Genomic DNA, 19,436 nt, shown 5'->3' on the forward strand with positions numbered 1-19,436 from the left:
AGGCTCTGGCTTCAACTGGGGAGTGTGCGTGGCTGCATCAGGCGCCGAGGCGGCGGGGACGACGGCGGAGCAAAAGCTCGCGGCCGCCCATCAGGCCCTTCTGCACACCAAGGGCATACAGTTCGATTTCGCCGCTGCGCAGCCGCCCGAGCCGCCGTTCTGGGCCGAGCCGCTGCTGCGGTTGCTGAAGGTCGTCGGGCCCTATGTGATCTACCTCTTCTGGGGCGGCGTCGCGATCGGGGCGGCGCTGCTCGTCTACTTCGTCATCCGGGAACTGGTCCCCGAACGCTGGCTGCGCGGCCGGCGCCAGGTCCAGGAGGCCGCGGACTGGCGGCCCGACGCCGAACAGGCCCACGCCCTGCTGGCCGACGCCGACCGGCTCGCCGCCGACGGCCAGTTCGACGAGGCGATCCACATCCTGCTGTTCCGGTCCATCGACGACCTGGCCGCGCGCCGGCCGGGCGCGGTGCGCCAGGCGCTGACCAGCCGCGACATCGCCGGGTTGGAGGTGCTGCCGTCGGGCGCGCGGGCGGCCTTCGCGCGCCTGGCCCAGGCCGTGGAGCGCACGTTCTTCGGAGGGCGGCCGGCCGACGCCGAGGCCTTCGGCCGAGCGCGGGCCGACTACGAGGCCTTCGCCTTCGCCGAGGGCTGGCGATGAGCGAGACCGCGCCCGCCTTCGCCCCCCGGACGATCCTCGCGCTGGTCGCCGTCGGGATCGTGGCCCTTTCGGGCCTGGTGGTGCTCGCGGCCTACGCGCCGGAGTTGCGATCGGGCGCCGACGGGCGGGCCCACGCCCTGTCGAAGTCGGCGATCGGCTACGCCGGCGCGCCGATCCTGATGCGCGAACTGGGCCAGACCGCGCTGGTCAGTCGCGTGAAGCCGCACGGCGGGTTGGCCGCGACGGTGGTGCTGACGCCGGATGCCGGGACCGCGGGCGACGAACTGAAGCGGTTCGAAGGGCGCGACCCGCTGCTGATCGTCCTGCCGAAATGGGCCGCCGCGCCCGATCCCTTTCACCAAGGATACGTGACGAAGGCCGGCGTCCTGTCCGGGCCGGCCGAACGGTTCACCGACATGCTCAAGGCGTGGTCCAAGCAGACGGTCGTCGCGGTCCGGCCGGCCGCGACACGCCCCGTCCTGCGCGGCGCGCCGGGATCCGCCCTGGCCGGGTCGTACCTGCCCCTGGGCTCGATCGACCGGCTGCAGACGGTCTCCGGCGACGGCTGGGCGCCGATCCTGGTGGACGACGAGGGCCGCACGGTGCTGGCGGCCTCGCGCCGGCGGCCCAACATCTGGCTGCTGGCCGAGCCCGACCTGCTCAACAACCAGGGCCTGAAGGACCTGAACACGGCCCGCGCCGGGGCCGGGATCCTGGGCGCGCTGAGCGGCGAGGGCGCGGAGTCGCTGGTCTTCGACGTGACCCTGGCCGGCTACGAGCGCGGCCAGGGACTGTTGCGCCTGATGCTGGCGCCGCCGTGGCTCGCCGCCACCCTGATCGCCGTGGCCGCCGCGATCCTCATGGGCCTGCATGGCCTGGCGCGGTTCGGCCAGCCGCGCCGGACCGGCCGCGCCTTCGCCCTGGGCGCGCGGGCCCTGGTCGACAACGGCGCGGGCCTGATCCGCCAGGCGCGCAAGGAACACGAACTGGCCCCCGCCTATGCGGCGCTGACCCGGGCGCTGGTGATCCGCGCCGCGGGGGCGCATGGCGGCGCCGACTGGCTGGACGAGCTGGCGCGCCGCCGCGGCCAGGCCGAGCCGGCCCAGCTGGCGGCCGAGGCCGAAGCGGCCAGGACCCGCGACGACCTCATGGCCGTCGCGACGAAACTGTACGAGTGGAGAGGGGAGATGACGCGTGAACGTCGCTGAGGTGAAGGCGCTGGCCGATCAGGTCCGCGCCGAAGTGGCTAAGGCCATCGTGGGCCAGCACGAGACGGTGGACCTGCTGCTCACCGCCCTGTTCGCCCGCGGCCACATGCTGCTGGAGGGCCCGCCGGGCGTGGCCAAGACCTATCTCGCCCAGAGTTTCGCCCGGACGCTCGGCCTCGATTTCGGGCGCATCCAGTTCACGCCCGACCTGATGCCGGCCGACATCATCGGGGCCAATGTGTTCAACTTCCAGACCTCGACCTTCTCGCTGAACGAGGGGCCGCTGTTCTGCGAGCTGCTGCTGGCCGACGAGATCAACCGCGCCCCGCCTAAGACCCAGGCGGCCCTGCTGGAGGCGATGCAGGAACGGCGCGTGACGATCGACGGCAAGGCGCGCCAGCTCTCCGACCGCTTCATGGTGGTGGCCACCCAGAACCCGCTGGAACAGCAGGGCACCTATCCGCTGCCGGAGGCCCAGCTGGACCGGTTCCTGTTCAAGCACGCGCTCGGCTACCCCAGCCGGGAGGAGGAGCGCAGGATCGTCGCCGAATACGGCGCCCAGGCCGGCCATGCCGATCCGGCCGGTCGCGGCGTGGCTCGCGTCGCCACGGCCCGCCAGCTCGGCGAAGCGCACAAGGCGGTCGCGGGCGTGCGTCTGACCGACGAGATCGTGGGCTACGTCCTGGACCTCGTGCGCTCCACCCGCGAGACGCCCGAGCTCTCCAGCGGCGCCTCGCCGCGCGCCGCCGCCCAGCTCGCGCTCGCCGCCCGGGCCAGGGCCGCGCTGGACGGGCGCGACTATGTGATCCCCGACGACGTGAAGACCCTGGCGCTGCCGGTGCTGCGCCACCGCGTCATCCTCTCGCCCGCGGCCGAGATCGACGGGCGGCGTTCCGACCAGATCATCGAGGCCCTGGTCGAGGCGGCCGCGGCGCCCCGATGAGAGCGCCCCGATGAGAGCGCCCTGGTGAGGAGGCCGGAGGCTTGAGACTGTATCCCACCCGCCGCGCGATCGGCCTGACGGCCGCGGGGGCCGCGCCGGCCATGGCCGTTGCGCTGGCCGCGCCCGGCTACTGGACGATGGCGGCGGCGTGGATCGTGCTGGCGGCGGGCCTGATGCTGACCGATGCGCTCCTGGCGACGTCCCCGCGGCGGGCGGCCCTGTCGGCGGAGGCGCCGGGCGGGCTCGGGGTTGGCCGGCCGGCCGCGGCGCGGCTCGTGGCCGCTTTCGAGGGCGCCGCCCCGGCCGAGGTCGAGCTGGCCGTCGGCGTCAACGCGCGGCTGGGGGCTTCGCCCGACCGCCGGACGGCGGCCGTGCGCGACGGTCGCGCCGAGGCGGTGGTGTCGCTGGATCCCAAACGGCGCGGCGAGGGCCGGATCGAGGGCGTCTGGGCGCGCTGGCGCGGACCGCTCGGCCTGGTCTGGCTGCAGCGCCACGCCGCCGACGGCCCGGTCCTGCCGATCACCCCCGATATCGACGCGGTGAAGGAACAGGCTCTGCGGCTGTTCGCCCGCGACGCGCCCATCGGCGCCAAGCCGCTTACCGACCGTGGCGAGGGCTCCGACTTCCACGCGCTGCGGGAATTCCAGACCGGCATGGACCTGCGCGACATCGACTGGAAGCAGAGCGCCCGCCACCTGAAGCTGGTCGGCCGCGAGTATCGGACCGAGCGGAACCACCACGTGGTCCTGGCCATCGACAGCGGCCGGTTGATGAGCGCGCCGGCGGCCGGACTGCCGCGCATCGACCGGGCGATCAACGCGGCCCTGCTGCTGGCCTTCGTGAGCCTGCGCCTCGGCGATCGCGTCGGCCTTTTCGCCTTCGATTCCCGGCCACGGGTGGCTAGCGGCCTGGCGAGCGGGCCGCAGGCCTTCCCGCTGATCCAGCGGCTGGCCGCCTCGATCGACTATTCCACCGAGGAGACCAACTTCACCCTCGGCCTGACGGCGCTGGCCGGCCGGCTCGACCGCCGCGCCATGGTGGTGGTGTTCACCGACTTCGCCGACGCCACCAGCGCCGAACTGATGATCGAGAACGTGGCGCGGCTGATGCGCACCCATCTGGTGCTCTTCGTGGTGTTCCGCGACGAGGAGCTGGAAACCCTTCGCGCCCGCCGGCCGGAGGAGCCCGACGACGTGTCCCGCGCCGTCATCGCCGAGCGCTTGCTGCGCCAGCGTGAGGAGGTGGCCGCCCGCCTGCGCCGACTGGGGGCCCAGATCGTCGACGCGCCGGCCGAAGGCCTGTCGGCCGCCCTGGTCAACCGCTACCTCGACGCCAAGCGGCGGGAGCTGGTCTGATGGCCGAGCTGCAGCTCAAGAGCGCGCGTTTCCGCGCCGAGCGCGAGGCCGACTGGCGCAAGCTGGACGCCCTGCTCACCCGGGCGGAGTCGGTGGGGGTGGGCCACATGCGGCGCGAGGAGCTGCTGGAGATTCCGCTGCTCTATCGCCAGGCGCTCTCGTCGCTGTCGGTGGCGCGGGCGATCTCGCTGGACCAGAACCTCATCGGCTACCTCGAGGGCCTGAGCACCCGCGGCTATTTCGTCGTCTACGGCGCGCGGGGCCGCCTTCGCGACCGGCTGGTCCGGTTCTTCCGCAGCGACTGGCCGGCGGCGGTCCAATCCCTCTGGCGCGAGACGCTGGTGTCGCTCGCGGTCTCGCTGGCCGCCGCGGTCGTGGCCTATGTCCTGGTCCTTCGCGACCCCGACTGGTTCTACGCCTTCATGGATCCCGGGATGGCGTCGGGCCGCGATCCGATGGCGACCACGGCGTCCCTGCGCGAGACGCTTTACGATAAGCCCGAAAGCCTCGCACAGGGGCTGTCCTTCCTGGCGGCGTTCCTCTTCACCCACAACGCCCAGATCGCGATCTGGGCCTTCGCGCTCGGCTTCGCGCTCTGCCTGCCGACGGCGGCGCTCATGGTCCTGAACGGCGGCGCGTTAGGCGCCTTCATCGCGCTGTTCGTCTCCCGGGGCCTCGGCTTCGAGGCGACCGGCTGGCTGATGATCCACGGCACGACCGAACTGTTCGCCATCGTGCTTTCGGGCGCGGCCGGCTTTTCCATCGGCTGGGCGGTGATCTTCCCCGGCGAGCGGAGCCGCGTGGACGCCGCCGCCGCGGCCGGCCGGCGCGCGGCCATGGTGATGATGGGCGTCGTCATCATGCTGTTCGTCGCCGGCCTGCTGGAGGGCTTCGGCCGCCAGCTCATCCAGCTCGACCTGGTGCGCTATGCGATCGCCGGCTCCATGCTCGCGCTGTGGCTGGCCTACTTCTACTGGCCCCGGAGGCGCGGCCATGACGGCTGAGGTCGCCCCCGAGCCCCGCGCGGAGCCCGTGCGGCGCGAGTTCGTCACGCCCGAGGGCGTCGACCTGGGCCTGAAGGTCGCAACCTACGCCGAGCGGGTGACGGCGCTGGGGATCGACCTGGCGATCCTGGCGGGCGCGATGATCGTCTTGACGCTGCTCGTCATCGCGGCGGCGGCCGTGGCGCGCAGTGCCGCACCGATGGAGATGCTGGGCGTCGTCTGGGTGATCGGCTCCTCGCTCGGGCGCTACATCTACTTCCTGGCCTTCGAGCTCGGGCCGCGCGCGGCCACCCCCGGCAAGCGGATCATGGGGCTGCGGGTGATCGCCGCCGACGGCGGCCGCCTGACCGCCGACGCCGTCTTCGCGCGCAACGCCATGCGCGAGGTGGAGGTGTTCCTGCCGATCCTGTTCGCGCTCTCGCAGGGGCAGGGGATCGACGGCGTGATGATCGCCCTGGGGCTGATCTGGAGCGGGGTCTTCGCGCTCTTTCCGCTGTTCAACCGCGATCGGCGCCGCCTCGGCGACCTGGCCGCCGGGGCCCTGGTGGTGAAGGTCCCCCGCCTGAAGCTTCAGGTCGACCTCGCCGATGTCGAGCGGACGGGCGCGCAGGGCGTGGTCTTCGCGCCGGCCCAGCTCGACGTCTACGGCATTCGCGAACTTCACGTCCTGGAGGACGTGCTGCGCGGCGGCGACCGCAAGGCCATCGCCGAGGTGGCGGCGCGCATCCGCGCCAAGATCGGCTGGGACGGTGCGGCCGACATGGCTGACCGCACGTTCCTGAACGCCTACTACGCCGCCCTGCGCGGGCGGCTGGAGAACCGCCTGCTGTTCGGACAGCGGCGGCGCGACAAGTTCGACGTCAGTTGAAGATCTCGGCCAGCCACTGCGGCCCAAGCCCTTCGCGGGTCCGGCGCAGCTCCACGTAGAGCACGGCCACGCCGGTCGAGCTGATCGCCGGCGACAGCGTGCTGGTGATCAGGTTGGCCACGATCTGCGCCGGGCTGCGGGCCAGGGCCACCGGATCGAGGCCGCCGCTCATGAACGAGGCGCCGACAGCGATGGCGCCGATCACCATGGAGATCACGATCGCGATCACCCAGACCACGATCAGCAGGGCGAAGATCCGCCAGCGGTTGCCGCGGGTGAGGTCTGCGCTGCGGCTGAACGCGCCGAACACGCCTGTGCGCTCGGCGACCAGCGACGGCACCGATACGCACCAGGCGCAGATGATCATCACGCCCGGCACGATCAGCAGGACGAAGCCGAAGGCCGCGGCCAGGCCGAACAGGATGCTGACCCCGATCAGCGGCAGGAAGGCGCGCAGGCCCGTGGCCAGGCATTCGCCGATGTTCGGCTTGCGGCCGTTCATGTCCTGGACGGTTCCGTAGATCAGCGCGCCCTGCAGGATCGCCGAGCTGACGACCGTCACGAGCCCGACCAAGCCCAGTGAACTGAAGTAGTTCATCGTGAGGCTCATGTCGCCGCTTCGCATTCCCACCAGATTGGCCGCCTCGATATAGCTGACCAGCGCGGCCGGAACGCCCGACAGCACCAGCGCCAGCACGAGGAAGGCGACGGCGTTGCGCCCCAAGGTCTGGAAGGTCCCCGAGATCACCCGTCCGATATCGAGCTTGCCCGGCTCTGCGACGTCCACGCTCATTCTTCAGCCCCTCATCCGCTTCCCAGGGGCGATGCTAAACATGCGGTTGCATGGCTGTCGACGCGGAGCCGGCGATGCGCAAGAACGGCGGGCGTGAGCGCGCGCCTTCACGTCCGGATCGAAAAGCTGGCCCTCAAGGCGCCGTTCCGCATCTCGCGCGGGGCCAAGACCCATGCCGATGTGGTGGTGGCCGAACTGCGCGACGGCGACCTGCTCGGACGCGGCGAATGCGTGCCCTACGCCCGCTACGGCGAGACGCCCCGGTCGGTCGCCGACCAGCTCGCCGCGGCCGGCGCGCGCCTGGCGGCGGGGGAGCCGGGACGCGAGGTCGCCGCGGCGCTGCCGTCCGGCGCGGCGGCCAACGCCCTCGACTGCGCGCTGTGGGATTTCGAGGCCCGGCGCGACGGGGTTTCGGTGGCCGAACGCCTGGGTCTCGCCCCGCCCGCGCCCCTGCCCTCGGCGGTGACCGTCGGCCTGGACACGCCCGAGGCGATGCGCGCCGCGGCGGCGGCCGTCGCCGACGCGCCGCTGCTGAAGGTCAAGCTCGACGCCGATGGGCCCGCCGAGCGTCTCCTCGCCGTGGCCGAAGGCGCTCCCCACGCCCGGCTGATCGTCGACCCGAACGAGGGCTGGACGCTGCCGGTCCTCCTGCGCATGGCCGATGTCGTCGCCCGCCTGAACGTGGCCATGGTGGAGCAGCCACTGCCCGCCGACGCCGATGCGGCCCTGGCCGGCCTGGCCTTCCCAGCCCCGCTCTGCGCCGACGAGGCGGCCCACACCGCCGCCGACGTGGCGCGCCTGGCCGACCGCTACCAGGTGGTCAACGTCAAGCTCGACAAGGCGGGCGGCCTGACCGGCGCGCTCGCTATGGCCGCCCGCGCCCACGACCTTGGCATGGACGTGCTGGCCGGCTGCATGGTGTCGAGCTCGCTCTCGATCGCGCCGGCGCTATTCATCGGCGCGCAGGCCGCCGCCGCCGATCTCGACGGGCCCTGGTGGCTGACGCAGGACCGGGCAGGCGGCTGCCGGATCGAGCGAGGCGTGCTCTGGCCGCCACAGCCGGGCTTCTGGGGCGAGCCCGGCCTACGTCCCTGAGTTGACAGGGCTCGCGCATCGTCGGCTTCATCGTCCTGTAACATTCCGGGCCGGAGGGCGAGTGTCGGGCGCTGCACAGGGGACAGTCGGCACGCTGGAGGTCGCTCTCGACCACGCCGCGCGCCTCCTCATCCGTGACGCCGCCGCCGCCGAAGTCCAGGCCCGGGAAATCCTCCGTGTCGTCGGCGAGCATCCCCAGGCCCTGCGGCTGCTGGGCGCGGCGCTGCGCCGGCAGGGCGAGACCGAGGCCGCCGAGGCCGCTTACCTGCGCTCGGTCCGCGCCTCGGTGGACGATCCCCAGCTCCGCGAAGCCGCCGCGGCCCTTTCGGAGAACCGGCTGGCGGCGGCCGAACAGGCCCTGCGCGCGATCCTGAAGGCGCGGCCGACCGACGTGGCCGCCATCCGCATGCTGGCCGAGACGGGCATGAGGCTCGGCCGCTACGACGACGCCGAGAACCTGCTGGCCCGCGCCGTCGAACTGGCGCCGACCTTCGCGGCCGCGCGGCACAACTACGCCACGGTGCTCTATCGCCAGAACCGCCCGGAGGCGGCGGTGGAGCAGTGCGACCGGCTCCTGGCCGACGATCCCGGGAACCCCGCCTACCGCAACCTCAAGGCGGCCGCCCTTGGGCGGATCGGCGAGTACGATCGGGCCATCGCGCTCTACCAGGCGGTGCTGCAAGGCCAGCCGCGCCAGCCGAAGGTATGGATGAGCCTGGGCCACGCCCTGAAGACGGTCGGGCGGCAGGCCGAGTCGGTCGAGGCCTATCGGCGCAGCCTCGAACTGGCGCCGCAGCTGGGCGAAGCCTGGTGGAGCCTGGCCAACCTCAAGACGGTCGAGTTCGCGGCCGACGATGTCGCCGCCATGGAGGCTCAGCTCGCCCGGGCCGACCTCACCGACGAGGACCGGTTCCACCTGGAGTTCGCCCTGGGCAAGGCGCGCGAGGACGCCGGCGATTACGAGGCCTCGTTCGGCCACTACGCGCGGGGCAACGCGCTGCGCCGCCAGGAAATCGTCTACGACGCCGAGGAGACCACGGGCCAGGTCAGCCGGGCCAAGGCGCTGTTCACCCCGGCGTTCCTCGACGTGCGCGCGGGGCGGGGCTCCCCGGCGCCCGACCCGATCTTCGTGGTCGGCCTGCCGCGGTCTGGCTCGACGCTGGTGGAGCAGATCCTGTCGTCGCACAGCCAGGTCGAAGGCACCCAGGAGCTTCCCGACGTCATCGCCTTGGCGCGGCGCCTGGGCGGGCGGGTGAAGCGGGCCTCGGAGGGCCGCTATCCCGAAGCGCTGGGCGAGCTGTCGGCCGATGAACTGCGCGCGCTGGGCGAGGAATATCTCGACCGCGCCCGTCCCCATCGGAAGCTGGGCCGCCCCTTCTTCATCGACAAGATGCCCAACAACTGGGCCCACCTGGGCCTGATCCTGCTGGCGCTGCCGAACGCCAAGGTGATCGACGCGCGCCGCCATCCGCTGGGCTGCGGCTTCTCGGCCTTCAAGCAGCACTTCGCCCGCGGCCAGGGCTTCACCTACGACCTGACCGACATCGGCCGCTACTACGCCGACTACGTCGACCTCATGGCCCACTTCGACGCGGTCCGGCCGGGACGGGTCCACCGGGTGATCTACGAGGCCATGATCGCCGACCCGGAAGGCGAGACACGGGCCTTGCTGGCGCATTGCGGCCTGCCGTTCGAGGCGGCATGCCTGCGCTTCTACGAGAACGACCGGGCGGTGCGCACCGCCAGCTCCGAGCAGGTGCGCCGCCCCATCTTCACCGACGCGGCCGAGCACTGGCGCAACTACGACGCCTGGCTCGGTCCGCTGAAGGCGGCGTTGGGCCCCGTGCTCGACGCCTATCCGGCCGCGCCCGCCGTCTCGGGCGCCTGAACCACCAAATCGTGGGGGATACGATGAAAGCCGACGATACGAATCCGAGTTGCGTCCCGCGCTGGACCCTCGGTCTGCTCGCCACCACCATGCTGACCGCCGTGTCCGCGCCGGCCCTGGCCCAGACGGGCTCGGCGACCGTCGGCCTCGAGGAGGTGGTCGTCACCGCCCAGAAGCGGTCGGAAAACCTGCAGGACGTTCCGATCAGCATCCAGGCGCTGGGGACCGAGCGGCTCGACCAGCTCCAGGTCAAGGACGTCAACGACTACGTGAAGTTCATGCCCAGCGTGACGGCCCAGACGCTCGCGCCCGGCTTCACCACCTTCTACATGCGCGGCGTCGCCTCGGGCGAGAACAACAACCACTCCGGCCCGCTGCCCAGCGTCGGCATCTATCTCGATGAGCAGCCGGTCACCACGATCACCGGCCCGCTGGACATCCACGTCTACGACATCGCCCGGGTCGAGGTGCTGGCCGGACCGCAGGGCACGCTCTACGGCGCGAGTTCGCAGGCCGGGACGATCCGCATCATCACCAACAAGCCGTCGCTCTCGGGCTTCTCGGCCAGCTACGACGTCGAGGGCAACACCGTCGCCCACGGCGATCCCGGCTATTCGGCCGAAGGCTACGTCAACATGCCGCTCGGCGACCGCATGGCGATCCGCCTGGTCGCCTGGGGCGAGCACGACGGCGGCTATATCGACAACGTCGCGAGCACCCTGACCTATCCGACGGGCCCGGTCACGATCAACAACGCGCCGTATGTCGAGAAGAACTACAACGAGGTCGACATCACCGGCGCGCGGGCCGCGCTGAAGATCGATCTCGACGACAACTGGACGATCACACCGTCGCTCATGGGCCAGCGTACCGAGGCCGACGGCAATTTCTCGGCCGACCGCTACAACAAGGGCAAGTACGCGATCGCCCGGTATCGGCCCGAGCGGTCTGACGACAAGTGGTTCCAGGCCGCGGCGACCATCGAAGGAACGGTCTCCAACATCGACCTGACCTACGCCGGCGCCTACATGCGCCGCTGGATCGACACCGAGTCCGACTATTCGGACTACAGCTACTTCTACGACACCCTGTTCGGCTACGGCGCCTACACCACCGACAACGCCGGAAATCCCATCGACACGACGCAGTACATCCAGGGCAAGGACTACTTCACCAAGCAGAGCCACGAGCTGCGCCTGGCGACGCCCTCGGAGAACCGCTTCAAGGTGGTGGCCGGCCTGTTCTACCAGCGCCAGACCCACAACATCCAACAGCGCTACAAGATCGACAACCTGGCCGACGCCACCGAGGTGCCCGGCTGGGACGACACCCTGTGGCTGACCAAGCAGTTGCGGATCGACCGCGACTACGCCGCCTTCGCCGACGCGACCTACGACGTCAGCGACCACCTCTCGATCACGGGCGGCATCCGCTTCTTCCGCTACAAGAACTCTCTGGCGGGCTTCTTCGGCTTCGGCACCGGCTATTCGTCCGGCACCGGCGTCGGCGCCTGCTTCGGGCCTCCGGTGGTCGAGGGCGGCCCCTGCACCAACGTCGACAAGGTGACCAAGGACACCGGCCACACCTATCGCATCAACGCCCAGTGGAAATTCGACGACGACCGGATGGTCTACGCCACCGTGTCCACAGGCTTCCGGCCGGGCGGCATCAACCGCCGCGGGACGCTTCCGCCGTACAAGGCCGACTTCCTCAAGAACTACGAGTTCGGCTGGAAGACGAGCTGGTTCGGCAACACCCTGCGGTGGAACGGGGCGGCCTTCATCGAGAAATGGAACGACTTCCAGTTCTCGTACCTGGGCGCCAACGGCCTCACCGAGATCCGCAACGCCGGCAAGGCCAAGATGAAGGGCGTGGAGACCGACATCAACTGGCTGGTCGCCGATGGCCTGACGCTCACGGGCGGCGGCGCCTACACCGACGCCCAGCTCGACGAGGACTACATCCCCGATCCGTCCGCGCCGCCCGCCGCCTTCCGGGGCGACCGGCTGCCGGTCACCCCCAAGTGGAAGGGCAACCTCACGGCCCGCTACGAGTGGCCGATCGGCGAGATGGACGCCCACGTCCAGAGCTCGGTGGTCTACACCGGCCCCGGCTATCCCGACCTGACGATCGCGGACCGCGCCGTCACGGGCAAGACGCCGCAATACGTCACCGTCGACATGACCGCCGGCGTCCAGAAGGGCTCATGGCGGGTCGAGGCCTATGTGAAGAACCTGTTCGACGAGTACGGCCAGAACGACCGCTACGTGCAGTGCAACACCGCGGTCTGCACCCGGGTCTACGTGATCCCGATCCGGCCGCGCACGGTGGGCCTCAGGTTCGGCCAGTCGTTCTAGGTCTTGTCCCACCAGGGATAGAGGTCGGGCATGTCCGAGGAGACCCGCCCCGGGAAACGGGGCGGGCGCTTCTCCAGGAAGGCGGCGACGCCTTCCTTCACGTCGGGGCCCGCGCCCAGGATCATGCTGAGCCTGCCGTCCACCGCCAGGACACCCGACGGATCGGCTTCGCCCGAGAACCGCCACAGCATCTGGCGCGCCAGGGCGATCGACACCGGCGCGGTGTTCTCGGCGATCTCCGCCGCGATCTCGCGGGCGCGCGCCAGCAGTTGATCGGGCGCGACCACCTCGCTCACCAGTCCCGCGGCCTGGGCCTCGGCGGCTGGGATCAGCGAGCCCCGAAGGCACCAGTTCAGGGCCTGGGGCAGACCCACCAGCTTGGGCAGGAACCAGGCGCTGCCGGCCTCCGGAACCAGCCCCCGCCGGGCGAAGACGAAGCCATAGCGCGCGCCCTCCGCGCAGATGCGGATGTCCATGGGCAGGGTGAGCGTCGCGCCGACGCCGACTGCGGCGCCGTTGATCGCCGCGATCGAGGGCTTTCGGCAGTTGAAGATGGCGCCGACGAACCCGCCGCCCTCGGCCCGCGCCCGATCCGGCGCCTGGAAGGCCACGGACCCTTCGGCCTGGGTGTCGAACGCGTTGGCGCCGCCCGAGATATCGGCCCCGGCGCAGAAGCCGCGGCCTGCGCCCGTGACGATCACCACGCGGACGGCGTCGTCCTCGTCGGCCCGCTGGAAGGCGTCGGTGAGCTCGGCCCCCATCACGGCGGTGTAGGCGTTCAGCTTGTCCGGCCGGTTGAGCGTGACGGTCAGCACGGGCCCGTCCAGCTCGTAGAGCAGGGTATCGTAGGCCATGGCGTCCTCCCTCTATTTTCCCGCATAGACGCGCGCCTTCCCGGGCGGCAGGCAACCGCCGCGCCGATGCGCTATAGGCCGGCGTCGTGAGGAGCCTGCCCGCCACCGATCCGATTCCCGCGTCCGCAGACCTGGCCTGCGTGGCCCTGCGCGCCACGGCCTGGGCGGACCCCGTCTCCGTGGCTTCGGCCTTCGCCGACGAAGTCCACGCTTGCGTCCTGCTCTCGGGGGCCGATGGGTGGAGCTACGTCCTGCGGCGGCCGGACCGCGTGCTCGAGCCCTCGGGCGATCCCGCGTCGGCGCTGGCGTCGATGCTGGGCGCGCCGGTCTCGCTGGGCGACGGTCCGCCGTTCCAGGGCGGTGTCGTCGGCCTGGCCGCCTACGAGCTCTCGGCGCGGCTGGAGCCCACGGCGCCCCAGGGCCGCACCGGGTGGCCTGATCTGGTCCTGCTGCGCTATCCGGCGCTGCTCGCCTTCCACGAAGGCGGGCGGCGCGCCTTCGCCGTCGGCCGCGGCCCGGACGCGCGCTGCGCAGCGGCCCGGGCCGACGCGGCGTTGAGTTGGCTGGACGTCCCACGCCGTCGGAGGAGCGACGGCGTCCTCGCGCGGTCCGTGGCGCTGGCCACGACCGACGCCGATCACGCCGCGGCAGTGGCCGAAACCGTCGGGCGCATCGCCGCCGGGGAAATCTTCCAAGCCAATCTCGCCCGGCCCTGGCGGGGGCGGCTGGCGCCGCACGCTCGGCCCTTCGACCTCTTCGCCCGGCTGGCCGCCCAGAGCCCGGCCGGGTACGCGGCGTTCCTGAACCTGCCCGGCCGGGCCCTCGTTTCCAACTCGCCCGAGCGGTTCCTCTCGGTGCGGCCCGCCGCCGGCGGTCTCTGGGCCGAGACCCATCCGATCAAGGGCACGCGGCCGCGCGGGTCCGACGCCGCATCCGACGCCGCCCTGGCCGACGAACTCCGCGCCAGCCCCAAGGACCGCGCCGAGAACCTGATGATCGTCGACCTCATGCGCAACGATCTGGCGCGCACGTCGGCGCCGGGCACCGTCGTGGTCCCCGAACTGTTCGGCCTCGAGAGCTACGCAAACGTCCACCACCTCGTGAGTCGGATTCGGGCGCGCCTCGCGCCGGGCCGGAGCGCCTGGGACGCGTTCCTCGCCGCCTTCCCGCCGGGCTCGGTGACCGGCGCGCCCAAGCTGCAGGCGATGGCCGTGATCGCCCGACACGAGCCGCCCCGTGGCCCATACTGCGGCAGCCTGTTCTGGGCGGGCGCGGACGGGGCGCTGGAGGCCAGCGTGCTCATCCGTACGGTGTCCCTGATCGAAGAATCGGCAGGCTGGGCGTTCGAAGCCCGCGCAGGCGGCGGCGTCGTCGCCGACAGCGATCCCGCCGCCGAGACGGATGAGACCGCGGCGAAGATGGGCGCTATCCTGAAGGCTCTGACGGGAACGCCATGACCGATATCCCCCTCGACGACCGCGGCTTCACGCTTGGCCATGGTCTCTTCGAGACGGTGCTGTGGGCGGACGGCGAGTTCGCCTACTGGGACGCGCACGTCGAGCGCCTGGAGCGCGGATGCCGCGCGATCGGCCTGCCCGAACCGCCCCGCGCCGAGGTGATCGCCGCCGCGGAGGCCGCGCTGGAGACGGTCGGCAAGCCCGCCCGCGCCGCCGTGCGGATCAACTGGAGCGCCGGCTCGGGCGCGCGGGGCCTGGACCCGCCCGCCGAGTTCCATCCGAGGCTCGCGGCGACCGCTGTCGCGCAGGGTCGCGCGCCCGGGTCCGCGCAGCTGGCCACCGCCCGGGTGAGGCGCAACGATCGCTCGCCGACCGCACGGATCAAGAGCCTGTCCTATCTGGACAACGTCCTGGCCCGCGCCGAGGCCCGCGCGGCCGGGGCCGACGAGGCCCTGATGCTCAACACGGCCGGCGAGGTCGCCTGCTGCGCGGCGGCCAACGTCTTCTGGCTGCGCCACGACGAGGTGTTCACCCCCGACTTGGAGTGCGGCGTGCTGGACGGGATCATGCGCCGTGAGGTGATCGCGGCCTGCTACGCCCTCGGCCTGCCGATCCACGAGGTGTTCGCCAACTCGGGCCGGTTGGCCGGCGCGCCGATGTTCATCACCAATAGCCTGACGGGCGTGCGCCCGGTGGCCAGCCTCGACGGTCAGAAGCTGCCGACCTCACCCCTGATCGCGGCCATCGCCAAGGCGGTCAGTCGAGCCCGCAGATGACCTCGCGGAGGATTTCGGCCATGAGGCCGATCTGCGCCTCCTCGACGATCAGCGGCGGCGAGAGGCAGATGATGTCGCCCGCCGCGCGCACGGTGAGCCCGGCCTCGAAGGCCTTCACCAGCGCCTCGTAGCCGCGCGCGCCCGGCGCGCCTTTGCGCGGTTGGAGCTCCACCGCCGCCAGCAGGCCCACGTTGCGTATGTCGATGACGTGCGGGGCGTCGGCCAGGCGGTGGACCATCTCCTCCCAAATCGGGGCGAGGCCGGCCGCCCGCGTCAGCAGTCCCTCGCGCTCGTAGATGTCCATCGTCGCCATGCCGGCCGCGCAGGCCAGCGGATGGCCGGAGTAGGTGTAGCCGTGGAAGAACTCGATGCCCGCCTGGGAGGCCTCCATGATGGCGTCGTGCACATGGCGGCCCGCGAACACCGCGCCCATCGGGACGGTGGCGTTGGTGATGCCCTTGGCCGTGGTCATCAGGTCAGGGGTGACGTCGAAGAACTGCGACGCGAATGGCGTTCCCAGCCGGCCGAACCCGGTAATCACCTCGTCGAAGATCAGCAGGATTCCGTGCCGGTCGCAGATCTCGCGCAGGCGCTGGAGGTAGCCCCTGGGCGGCGGCAGCACCCCGCCCGCGCCGGCTACGGGCTCGACGATCACCGCGGCGATGGTGTCGGCGCCGTGCAGCGCCACCAGCTGCTCCAGGTCCTCGGCGCGCTCGGCGCCGTGCTTCGGCAGGCCGCGGGCGAAGGCGTTGGCGGCCAGATCCTGGGTATGGCGCAGGTGGTCGGACGGCAGGGTCACATAGGCGCGGCGGTTGTTGACCAGCCCGCCCACCGAGATGCCGCCGAAGCCCACCCCGTGATAGCCCTTCTCCCGGCCGATCAGGCGGGTGCGCTGCCCCTCGCCCCGGGCCCGGTGGTAGGCCATGGCCATCTTGAGCGCCGTGTCGACCGCTTCCGAGCCCGAGTTCACATAGAAGATCCGGTCGAGGCCGGGCGGCGCGATCCTGGCCAGGCGCGCGGCGAAGTCGAAGGCGATCGGGTGGCCCATCTGGAACGAGGGCGCGTAGTCGAGGGCCAGCACCTGCCGCTGGAGGGCCTCGGCGATCTCGCGCCGCCCGTGGCCGGCGTTGACGCACCAGAGCCCCGCGGTGCCGTCCAGAACCTCGCGGCCATCGTCGGCCCGGTAGTACATGCCGCTGGCCGAAACCAGCATCCGCGGCGCGCCCTTGAACTGGCGGTTGGCCGTGAACGGCATCCAGAAGGCCGCAAGGTCAGTGGCGTTCCTGAGCGTCGTGGCGTCGTCCATGGCGGCATCCTCGTGGCTGGCGCCTCACGAAACCAGCTTCGGGGCGGCCTAGCTAGTCCCTGGCGGCCAACGGCCGGAAGTCCGGCCCGAGCGTACGGGCGGGACGCCCGAAGAGGCCGATGAGGGCCATCGCCGCAGCCGTCAGTCCGCAGGCCACGGCCGTCGGCGCCGGGCCGAGTCGAGCGAGCACGAACGGGCCCGCCGCTGTCGAGGCCATCATCGCGGTGATCACCAGCACCAGGCGCAGGCGAAGCACCGCGGCGTAGTCGTCGCTGGAAAGTCGGCTGGAGAAGAAGTTCAGCATCTGCAGGCCGGCGACGGAATGCCCGACGCCCATCGCCAGGGCGGCGGCGGCCATGGCGGGGATGCGCGCCGGCGGCGGAAACAGGGCCGCGGCTCCGACGAGCGCCTGGGCGAGGCCGATCGCCAGATAGCCCTCGAACTGCCGCCGCAACGGCCGGCGCGGCTCGGTCAGCACCACCAGCGGACCCGCCAGCAGCTCGGTGACGGCCACGGCCCCGAACACCACGGCGACGCCCGCGAGGCCGGCGGCGCTTCCGCCCTCGGCGAAGATCAACGGGACGGCGACGGTGAACCCCAGCGCATACGAGCCGCCGCGGACGCCGGTGGTGATCAGCGCGCTCCAGACGCCCGGGCAGCCGTTGGCGGCGTGGACGCCTCGCGCCAGGCGGCGGAAGAAGCCGACCCGGTTGGCGACGGCGGCGGATCGCGGCGGATCCATGGCGTGGCCTACCGCCGCGACCGCGCCGGCCGAGGCCAGGAAGCTGACGGCGTTGGCGGTCAGGAGGTGGATGGCCGGCAGGACGGCCATGGCGGCGGCCGCCAGGAACGGGCCAGCCGCCTGGGCGACGCGGACGGTGCTGTCGAACAGTCCGTTGGCGGCCCGCAACCCGCCCTCGGGCGCCAGCGCCGGCAGGCTCGACAGGAACACCGGCCGGCTTGCCGCGCCCAGGGCGCCCAGCAGCACGCTGACCCCCACCAAGACCGGAAAGGTCGGGCCGGAGGCCGCGGCGATCACCACCGCCGCGCAGGCGGCGGCCGACAGCAGGTCGGCTCCGATCAGGAACCCCCTTCGGGGCAAGGTTTCGACGAGCGGGCCGCCCAGGATGCTGACGGCCAGGATCGCCGCCGATTGGGCCGTCACCAGCAGCGAGGCGTTGGGCCCGGCCAGCTTCGCCGCCAGCCACAGGGCGCCTACCCGGTACAGCTCTCCGCCGATCGCCGACAGCGCCAGGCCGGTCCACAGGACGCGGATACGCCGGTCCCGCAGCAGGTCGAGGTAGGGATGGGCCATGGCCGCGGAGTGTCACGCCCGAATCGCCCCCCTTGCCAATGAAGGTTCCGGGGCGGGATGGTGCAGGCAATGACCAGGCGCCGCTAAGCGCGATCCGCGAATGTGGACATCGCACTCGAACCTTTGACCCCGAGCGCCGGGCGGGAGGAGACGGACATGCGCTTCGGCGTCTTCTACGAGCATCAGCTGCCCAAGCCCTGGAACGAGGGCGACGAGGCCCGCCTGTTCCACGAGGCCCTGGAGCAGGTCGTCCTCGCCGACCGGCTGGGCTACGACTACGCCTGGGAGGTCGAGCATCACTTCCTGGAGGAGTATTCCCACTCCTCCGCGCCCGAGGTGTTCCTGGCCGCCTGCGCGGCGCTCACCAAGACCATCCGGGTCGGCCACGGCATCCGCCAGGTGATCCCCAACTACAACCACCCCGCCCGCACGGCCGAGGGCCTGGCGACGCTGGACATCGTCTCGAACGGCCGGCTCGACTTCGGCATCGGCGAGGGGGCGACGCGGCTGGAGCTGGGCGGTTTCGCGATCCCGGCCAAGGAGAAGCGGGCGCTGGCGCTGGAGGCGGCCGAGCAGATCGCCAACATGCTCGTGATGAGCCCCTATCCCGGCTACGAGGGGCGCGGCTTCTCGTTCCCCTGCCGCAACGTGGTGCCGAAGCCGATGCAGAAGCCGCATCCGCCGATGTGGATGGCCTGCACCAACCGCGACACGATCAAGATCGCCGCGCAGAACGGCATCGGGGCGTTGGCCTTCTCGTTCCTCGATCCCGAGGAGGCCAAGACCTGGGCCGACATCTACTACGGCATCATCAAGTCGGAGGAGTGCGTGCCGCTGGGCCATGCGGTGAACGCCAACCTGGCCATGGTGTCGAACTTCTCGGTGCACCACGACCGGGACGAGGCGATCCGACGCGGGCAGGAGGGCTTCGAGTTCTTTTCCTACGCGGTGAACGCCCTGGTGGCGCACGACGTCTATCCGGGCCGCTCCTCGCTGTTCGCCGATTTCCAGAGGAGCCGGGCCGCTTCGGACGACGAGATCATCGCCGCGCGCAAGGCCGCCCGCCATAACGCCAACGGCATCGGCACGCCCGACGACATCCGCGAGCACATCGAGGGGTTCCAGGCCGCCGGCGTCGACCAGGTGATCTTCATGCAGCAGGCGGGGCGCAACCGGCACGACCACATATGCCAGTCGCTGGAGCTGTTCGCGGCCGAGGTGATGCCGGGCTTCAAGGCCGGCGCCGCCGAGCGCGAGGCGAAGAAGGCCGCCGAGCTCGCGCCCTATATCGAGGCCGCTATGGCGCGGAAGAGATGGATGCCCCCGCTCGCGGCCGAAGATATCCCGGTGGTTCCCGCGTCCCGCCCGAAGGCGCAGATCAATGAGGCGGCCAGATAAATCTGCCGCGAATGTCGCGTGATTACTATCGGTGTGCTTAGTCGTCGCATCATGGTGAACGCTTCATAAGCCATGTTTGCTGAAAATCTTCGCTCGTTAGTTGCGAGATTCACGATCCATACACGCTGAAGTGACATCATGCGGGCGCTTCAGAAGGAGTA

16 protein-coding genes are annotated in these 19,436 nt (G+C 71.4%); 12 read left to right on the forward strand and 4 right to left on the reverse strand.

Annotated features, from left to right (window positions below; translation table 11 throughout):
• The first annotated feature begins 28 nt into the window (after nucleotides 1–28).
• The 6 genes from GC203_RS07970 to GC203_RS07995 are packed head-to-tail and all read left to right on the forward strand — an operon-like array spanning nucleotide 29 to nucleotide 6,036.
• Nucleotides 29–658: a DUF4129 domain-containing protein gene (locus GC203_RS07970; protein ID WP_293453116.1), complete on the forward strand. Its 630-nt coding sequence runs from the start codon at nucleotides 29–31 to the stop codon at nucleotides 656–658.
• Entirely contained in the window at nucleotides 655–1,866 is a 1,212-nt protein-coding gene (locus GC203_RS07975; protein WP_293453117.1) for a hypothetical protein, read from the forward strand. The genes GC203_RS07970 and GC203_RS07975 overlap by 4 nt, the downstream gene beginning before the upstream one ends.
• Nucleotides 1,853–2,809 (forward strand): MoxR family ATPase, encoded by a 957-nt coding sequence (locus GC203_RS07980; protein ID WP_293453119.1) that lies wholly within the window; start codon nucleotides 1,853–1,855, stop codon nucleotides 2,807–2,809. The genes GC203_RS07975 and GC203_RS07980 overlap by 14 nt, the downstream gene beginning before the upstream one ends.
• Before the next feature lie 41 nt (nucleotides 2,810–2,850).
• Complete coding sequence (locus GC203_RS07985; protein WP_293453120.1) at nucleotides 2,851–4,164, forward strand: DUF58 domain-containing protein; 1,314 nt, start codon at nucleotides 2,851–2,853, stop codon at nucleotides 4,162–4,164.
• Nucleotides 4,164–5,168 (forward strand): stage II sporulation protein M, encoded by a 1,005-nt coding sequence (locus GC203_RS07990; RefSeq protein WP_293453122.1) that lies wholly within the window; start codon nucleotides 4,164–4,166, stop codon nucleotides 5,166–5,168. The genes GC203_RS07985 and GC203_RS07990 overlap by 1 nt, the downstream gene beginning before the upstream one ends.
• Nucleotides 5,158–6,036, forward strand: coding sequence for an RDD family protein (locus GC203_RS07995; RefSeq protein WP_293453123.1), 879 nt, complete (start codon nucleotides 5,158–5,160; stop codon nucleotides 6,034–6,036). Before GC203_RS07990 ends, GC203_RS07995 begins: the two co-directional genes overlap by 11 nt.
• On the opposite strand, the gene GC203_RS08000 is transcribed toward GC203_RS07995, so the two are convergent.
• Nucleotides 6,029–6,829: a hypothetical protein gene (locus GC203_RS08000; protein ID WP_293453124.1), complete on the reverse strand. Its 801-nt coding sequence runs from the start codon at nucleotides 6,827–6,829 to the stop codon at nucleotides 6,029–6,031. The genes GC203_RS07995 and GC203_RS08000 overlap by 8 nt on opposite strands.
• 93 nt (nucleotides 6,830–6,922) lie before the next feature.
• Here GC203_RS08000 and dgcA point away from each other — a divergent pair, with 93 nt between their 5' ends.
• From dgcA to GC203_RS08015, 3 genes are all read left to right on the forward strand, one after another.
• Nucleotides 6,923–7,924, forward strand: coding sequence for an N-acetyl-D-Glu racemase DgcA (dgcA, locus tag GC203_RS08005; RefSeq protein WP_293453125.1), 1,002 nt, complete (start codon nucleotides 6,923–6,925; stop codon nucleotides 7,922–7,924).
• A gap of 61 nt (nucleotides 7,925–7,985) precedes the next feature.
• The gene (locus tag GC203_RS08010; protein ID WP_293453126.1) at nucleotides 7,986–9,812 is read left to right on the forward strand and encodes a tetratricopeptide repeat-containing sulfotransferase family protein; all 1,827 of its coding nucleotides are present in this window, start codon (nucleotides 7,986–7,988) and stop codon (nucleotides 9,810–9,812) included.
• A gap of 23 nt (nucleotides 9,813–9,835) precedes the next feature.
• Nucleotides 9,836–12,169: a TonB-dependent receptor gene (locus GC203_RS08015; RefSeq protein ID WP_293453128.1), complete on the forward strand. Its 2,334-nt coding sequence runs from the start codon at nucleotides 9,836–9,838 to the stop codon at nucleotides 12,167–12,169.
• On the opposite strand, the gene GC203_RS08020 is transcribed toward GC203_RS08015, so the two are convergent.
• Nucleotides 12,166–13,023 carry an enoyl-CoA hydratase-related protein gene (locus GC203_RS08020; protein ID WP_293453130.1) on the reverse strand — a complete coding sequence of 286 codons (858 nt, stop codon included), beginning with the start codon at nucleotides 13,021–13,023 and terminating at the stop codon, nucleotides 12,166–12,168. The two genes, GC203_RS08015 and GC203_RS08020, sit on opposite strands and share 4 nt — an antisense overlap.
• 86 nt (nucleotides 13,024–13,109) lie before the next feature.
• Between GC203_RS08020 and GC203_RS08025 the strand changes: the two genes are divergently transcribed.
• Both GC203_RS08025 and GC203_RS08030 read left to right on the forward strand, forming a co-directional pair.
• Entirely contained in the window at nucleotides 13,110–14,480 is a 1,371-nt protein-coding gene (locus GC203_RS08025) for an anthranilate synthase component I family protein (RefSeq protein ID WP_366501568.1), read from the forward strand.
• The gene (locus GC203_RS08030; RefSeq protein ID WP_293453131.1) at nucleotides 14,477–15,256 is read left to right on the forward strand and encodes an aminotransferase class IV; all 780 of its coding nucleotides are present in this window, start codon (nucleotides 14,477–14,479) and stop codon (nucleotides 15,254–15,256) included. The genes GC203_RS08025 and GC203_RS08030 overlap by 4 nt, the downstream gene beginning before the upstream one ends.
• Here the strand turns inward: GC203_RS08030 and GC203_RS08035 are convergent.
• Together GC203_RS08035 and GC203_RS08040 are read right to left on the reverse strand one after the other, a co-directional pair.
• Nucleotides 15,237–16,562 carry an aspartate aminotransferase family protein gene (locus GC203_RS08035; protein WP_293453133.1) on the reverse strand — a complete coding sequence of 442 codons (1,326 nt, stop codon included), beginning with the start codon at nucleotides 16,560–16,562 and terminating at the stop codon, nucleotides 15,237–15,239. The genes GC203_RS08030 and GC203_RS08035 overlap by 20 nt on opposite strands.
• Nucleotides 16,563–16,614: 52 nt before the next feature.
• The gene (locus tag GC203_RS08040) at nucleotides 16,615–17,877 is read right to left on the reverse strand and encodes an MFS transporter (RefSeq protein ID WP_293453134.1); all 1,263 of its coding nucleotides are present in this window, start codon (nucleotides 17,875–17,877) and stop codon (nucleotides 16,615–16,617) included.
• A gap of 156 nt (nucleotides 17,878–18,033) precedes the next feature.
• Between GC203_RS08040 and GC203_RS08045 the strand changes: the two genes are divergently transcribed.
• Entirely contained in the window at nucleotides 18,034–19,275 is a 1,242-nt protein-coding gene (locus GC203_RS08045; RefSeq protein ID WP_293453135.1) for an LLM class flavin-dependent oxidoreductase, read from the forward strand.
• The last annotated feature ends 161 nt before the right edge of the window (nucleotides 19,276–19,436 follow it).

Source organism: Phenylobacterium sp., assembly GCF_016124325.1.
GTDB lineage: Bacteria > Pseudomonadota > Alphaproteobacteria > Caulobacterales > Caulobacteraceae > Phenylobacterium.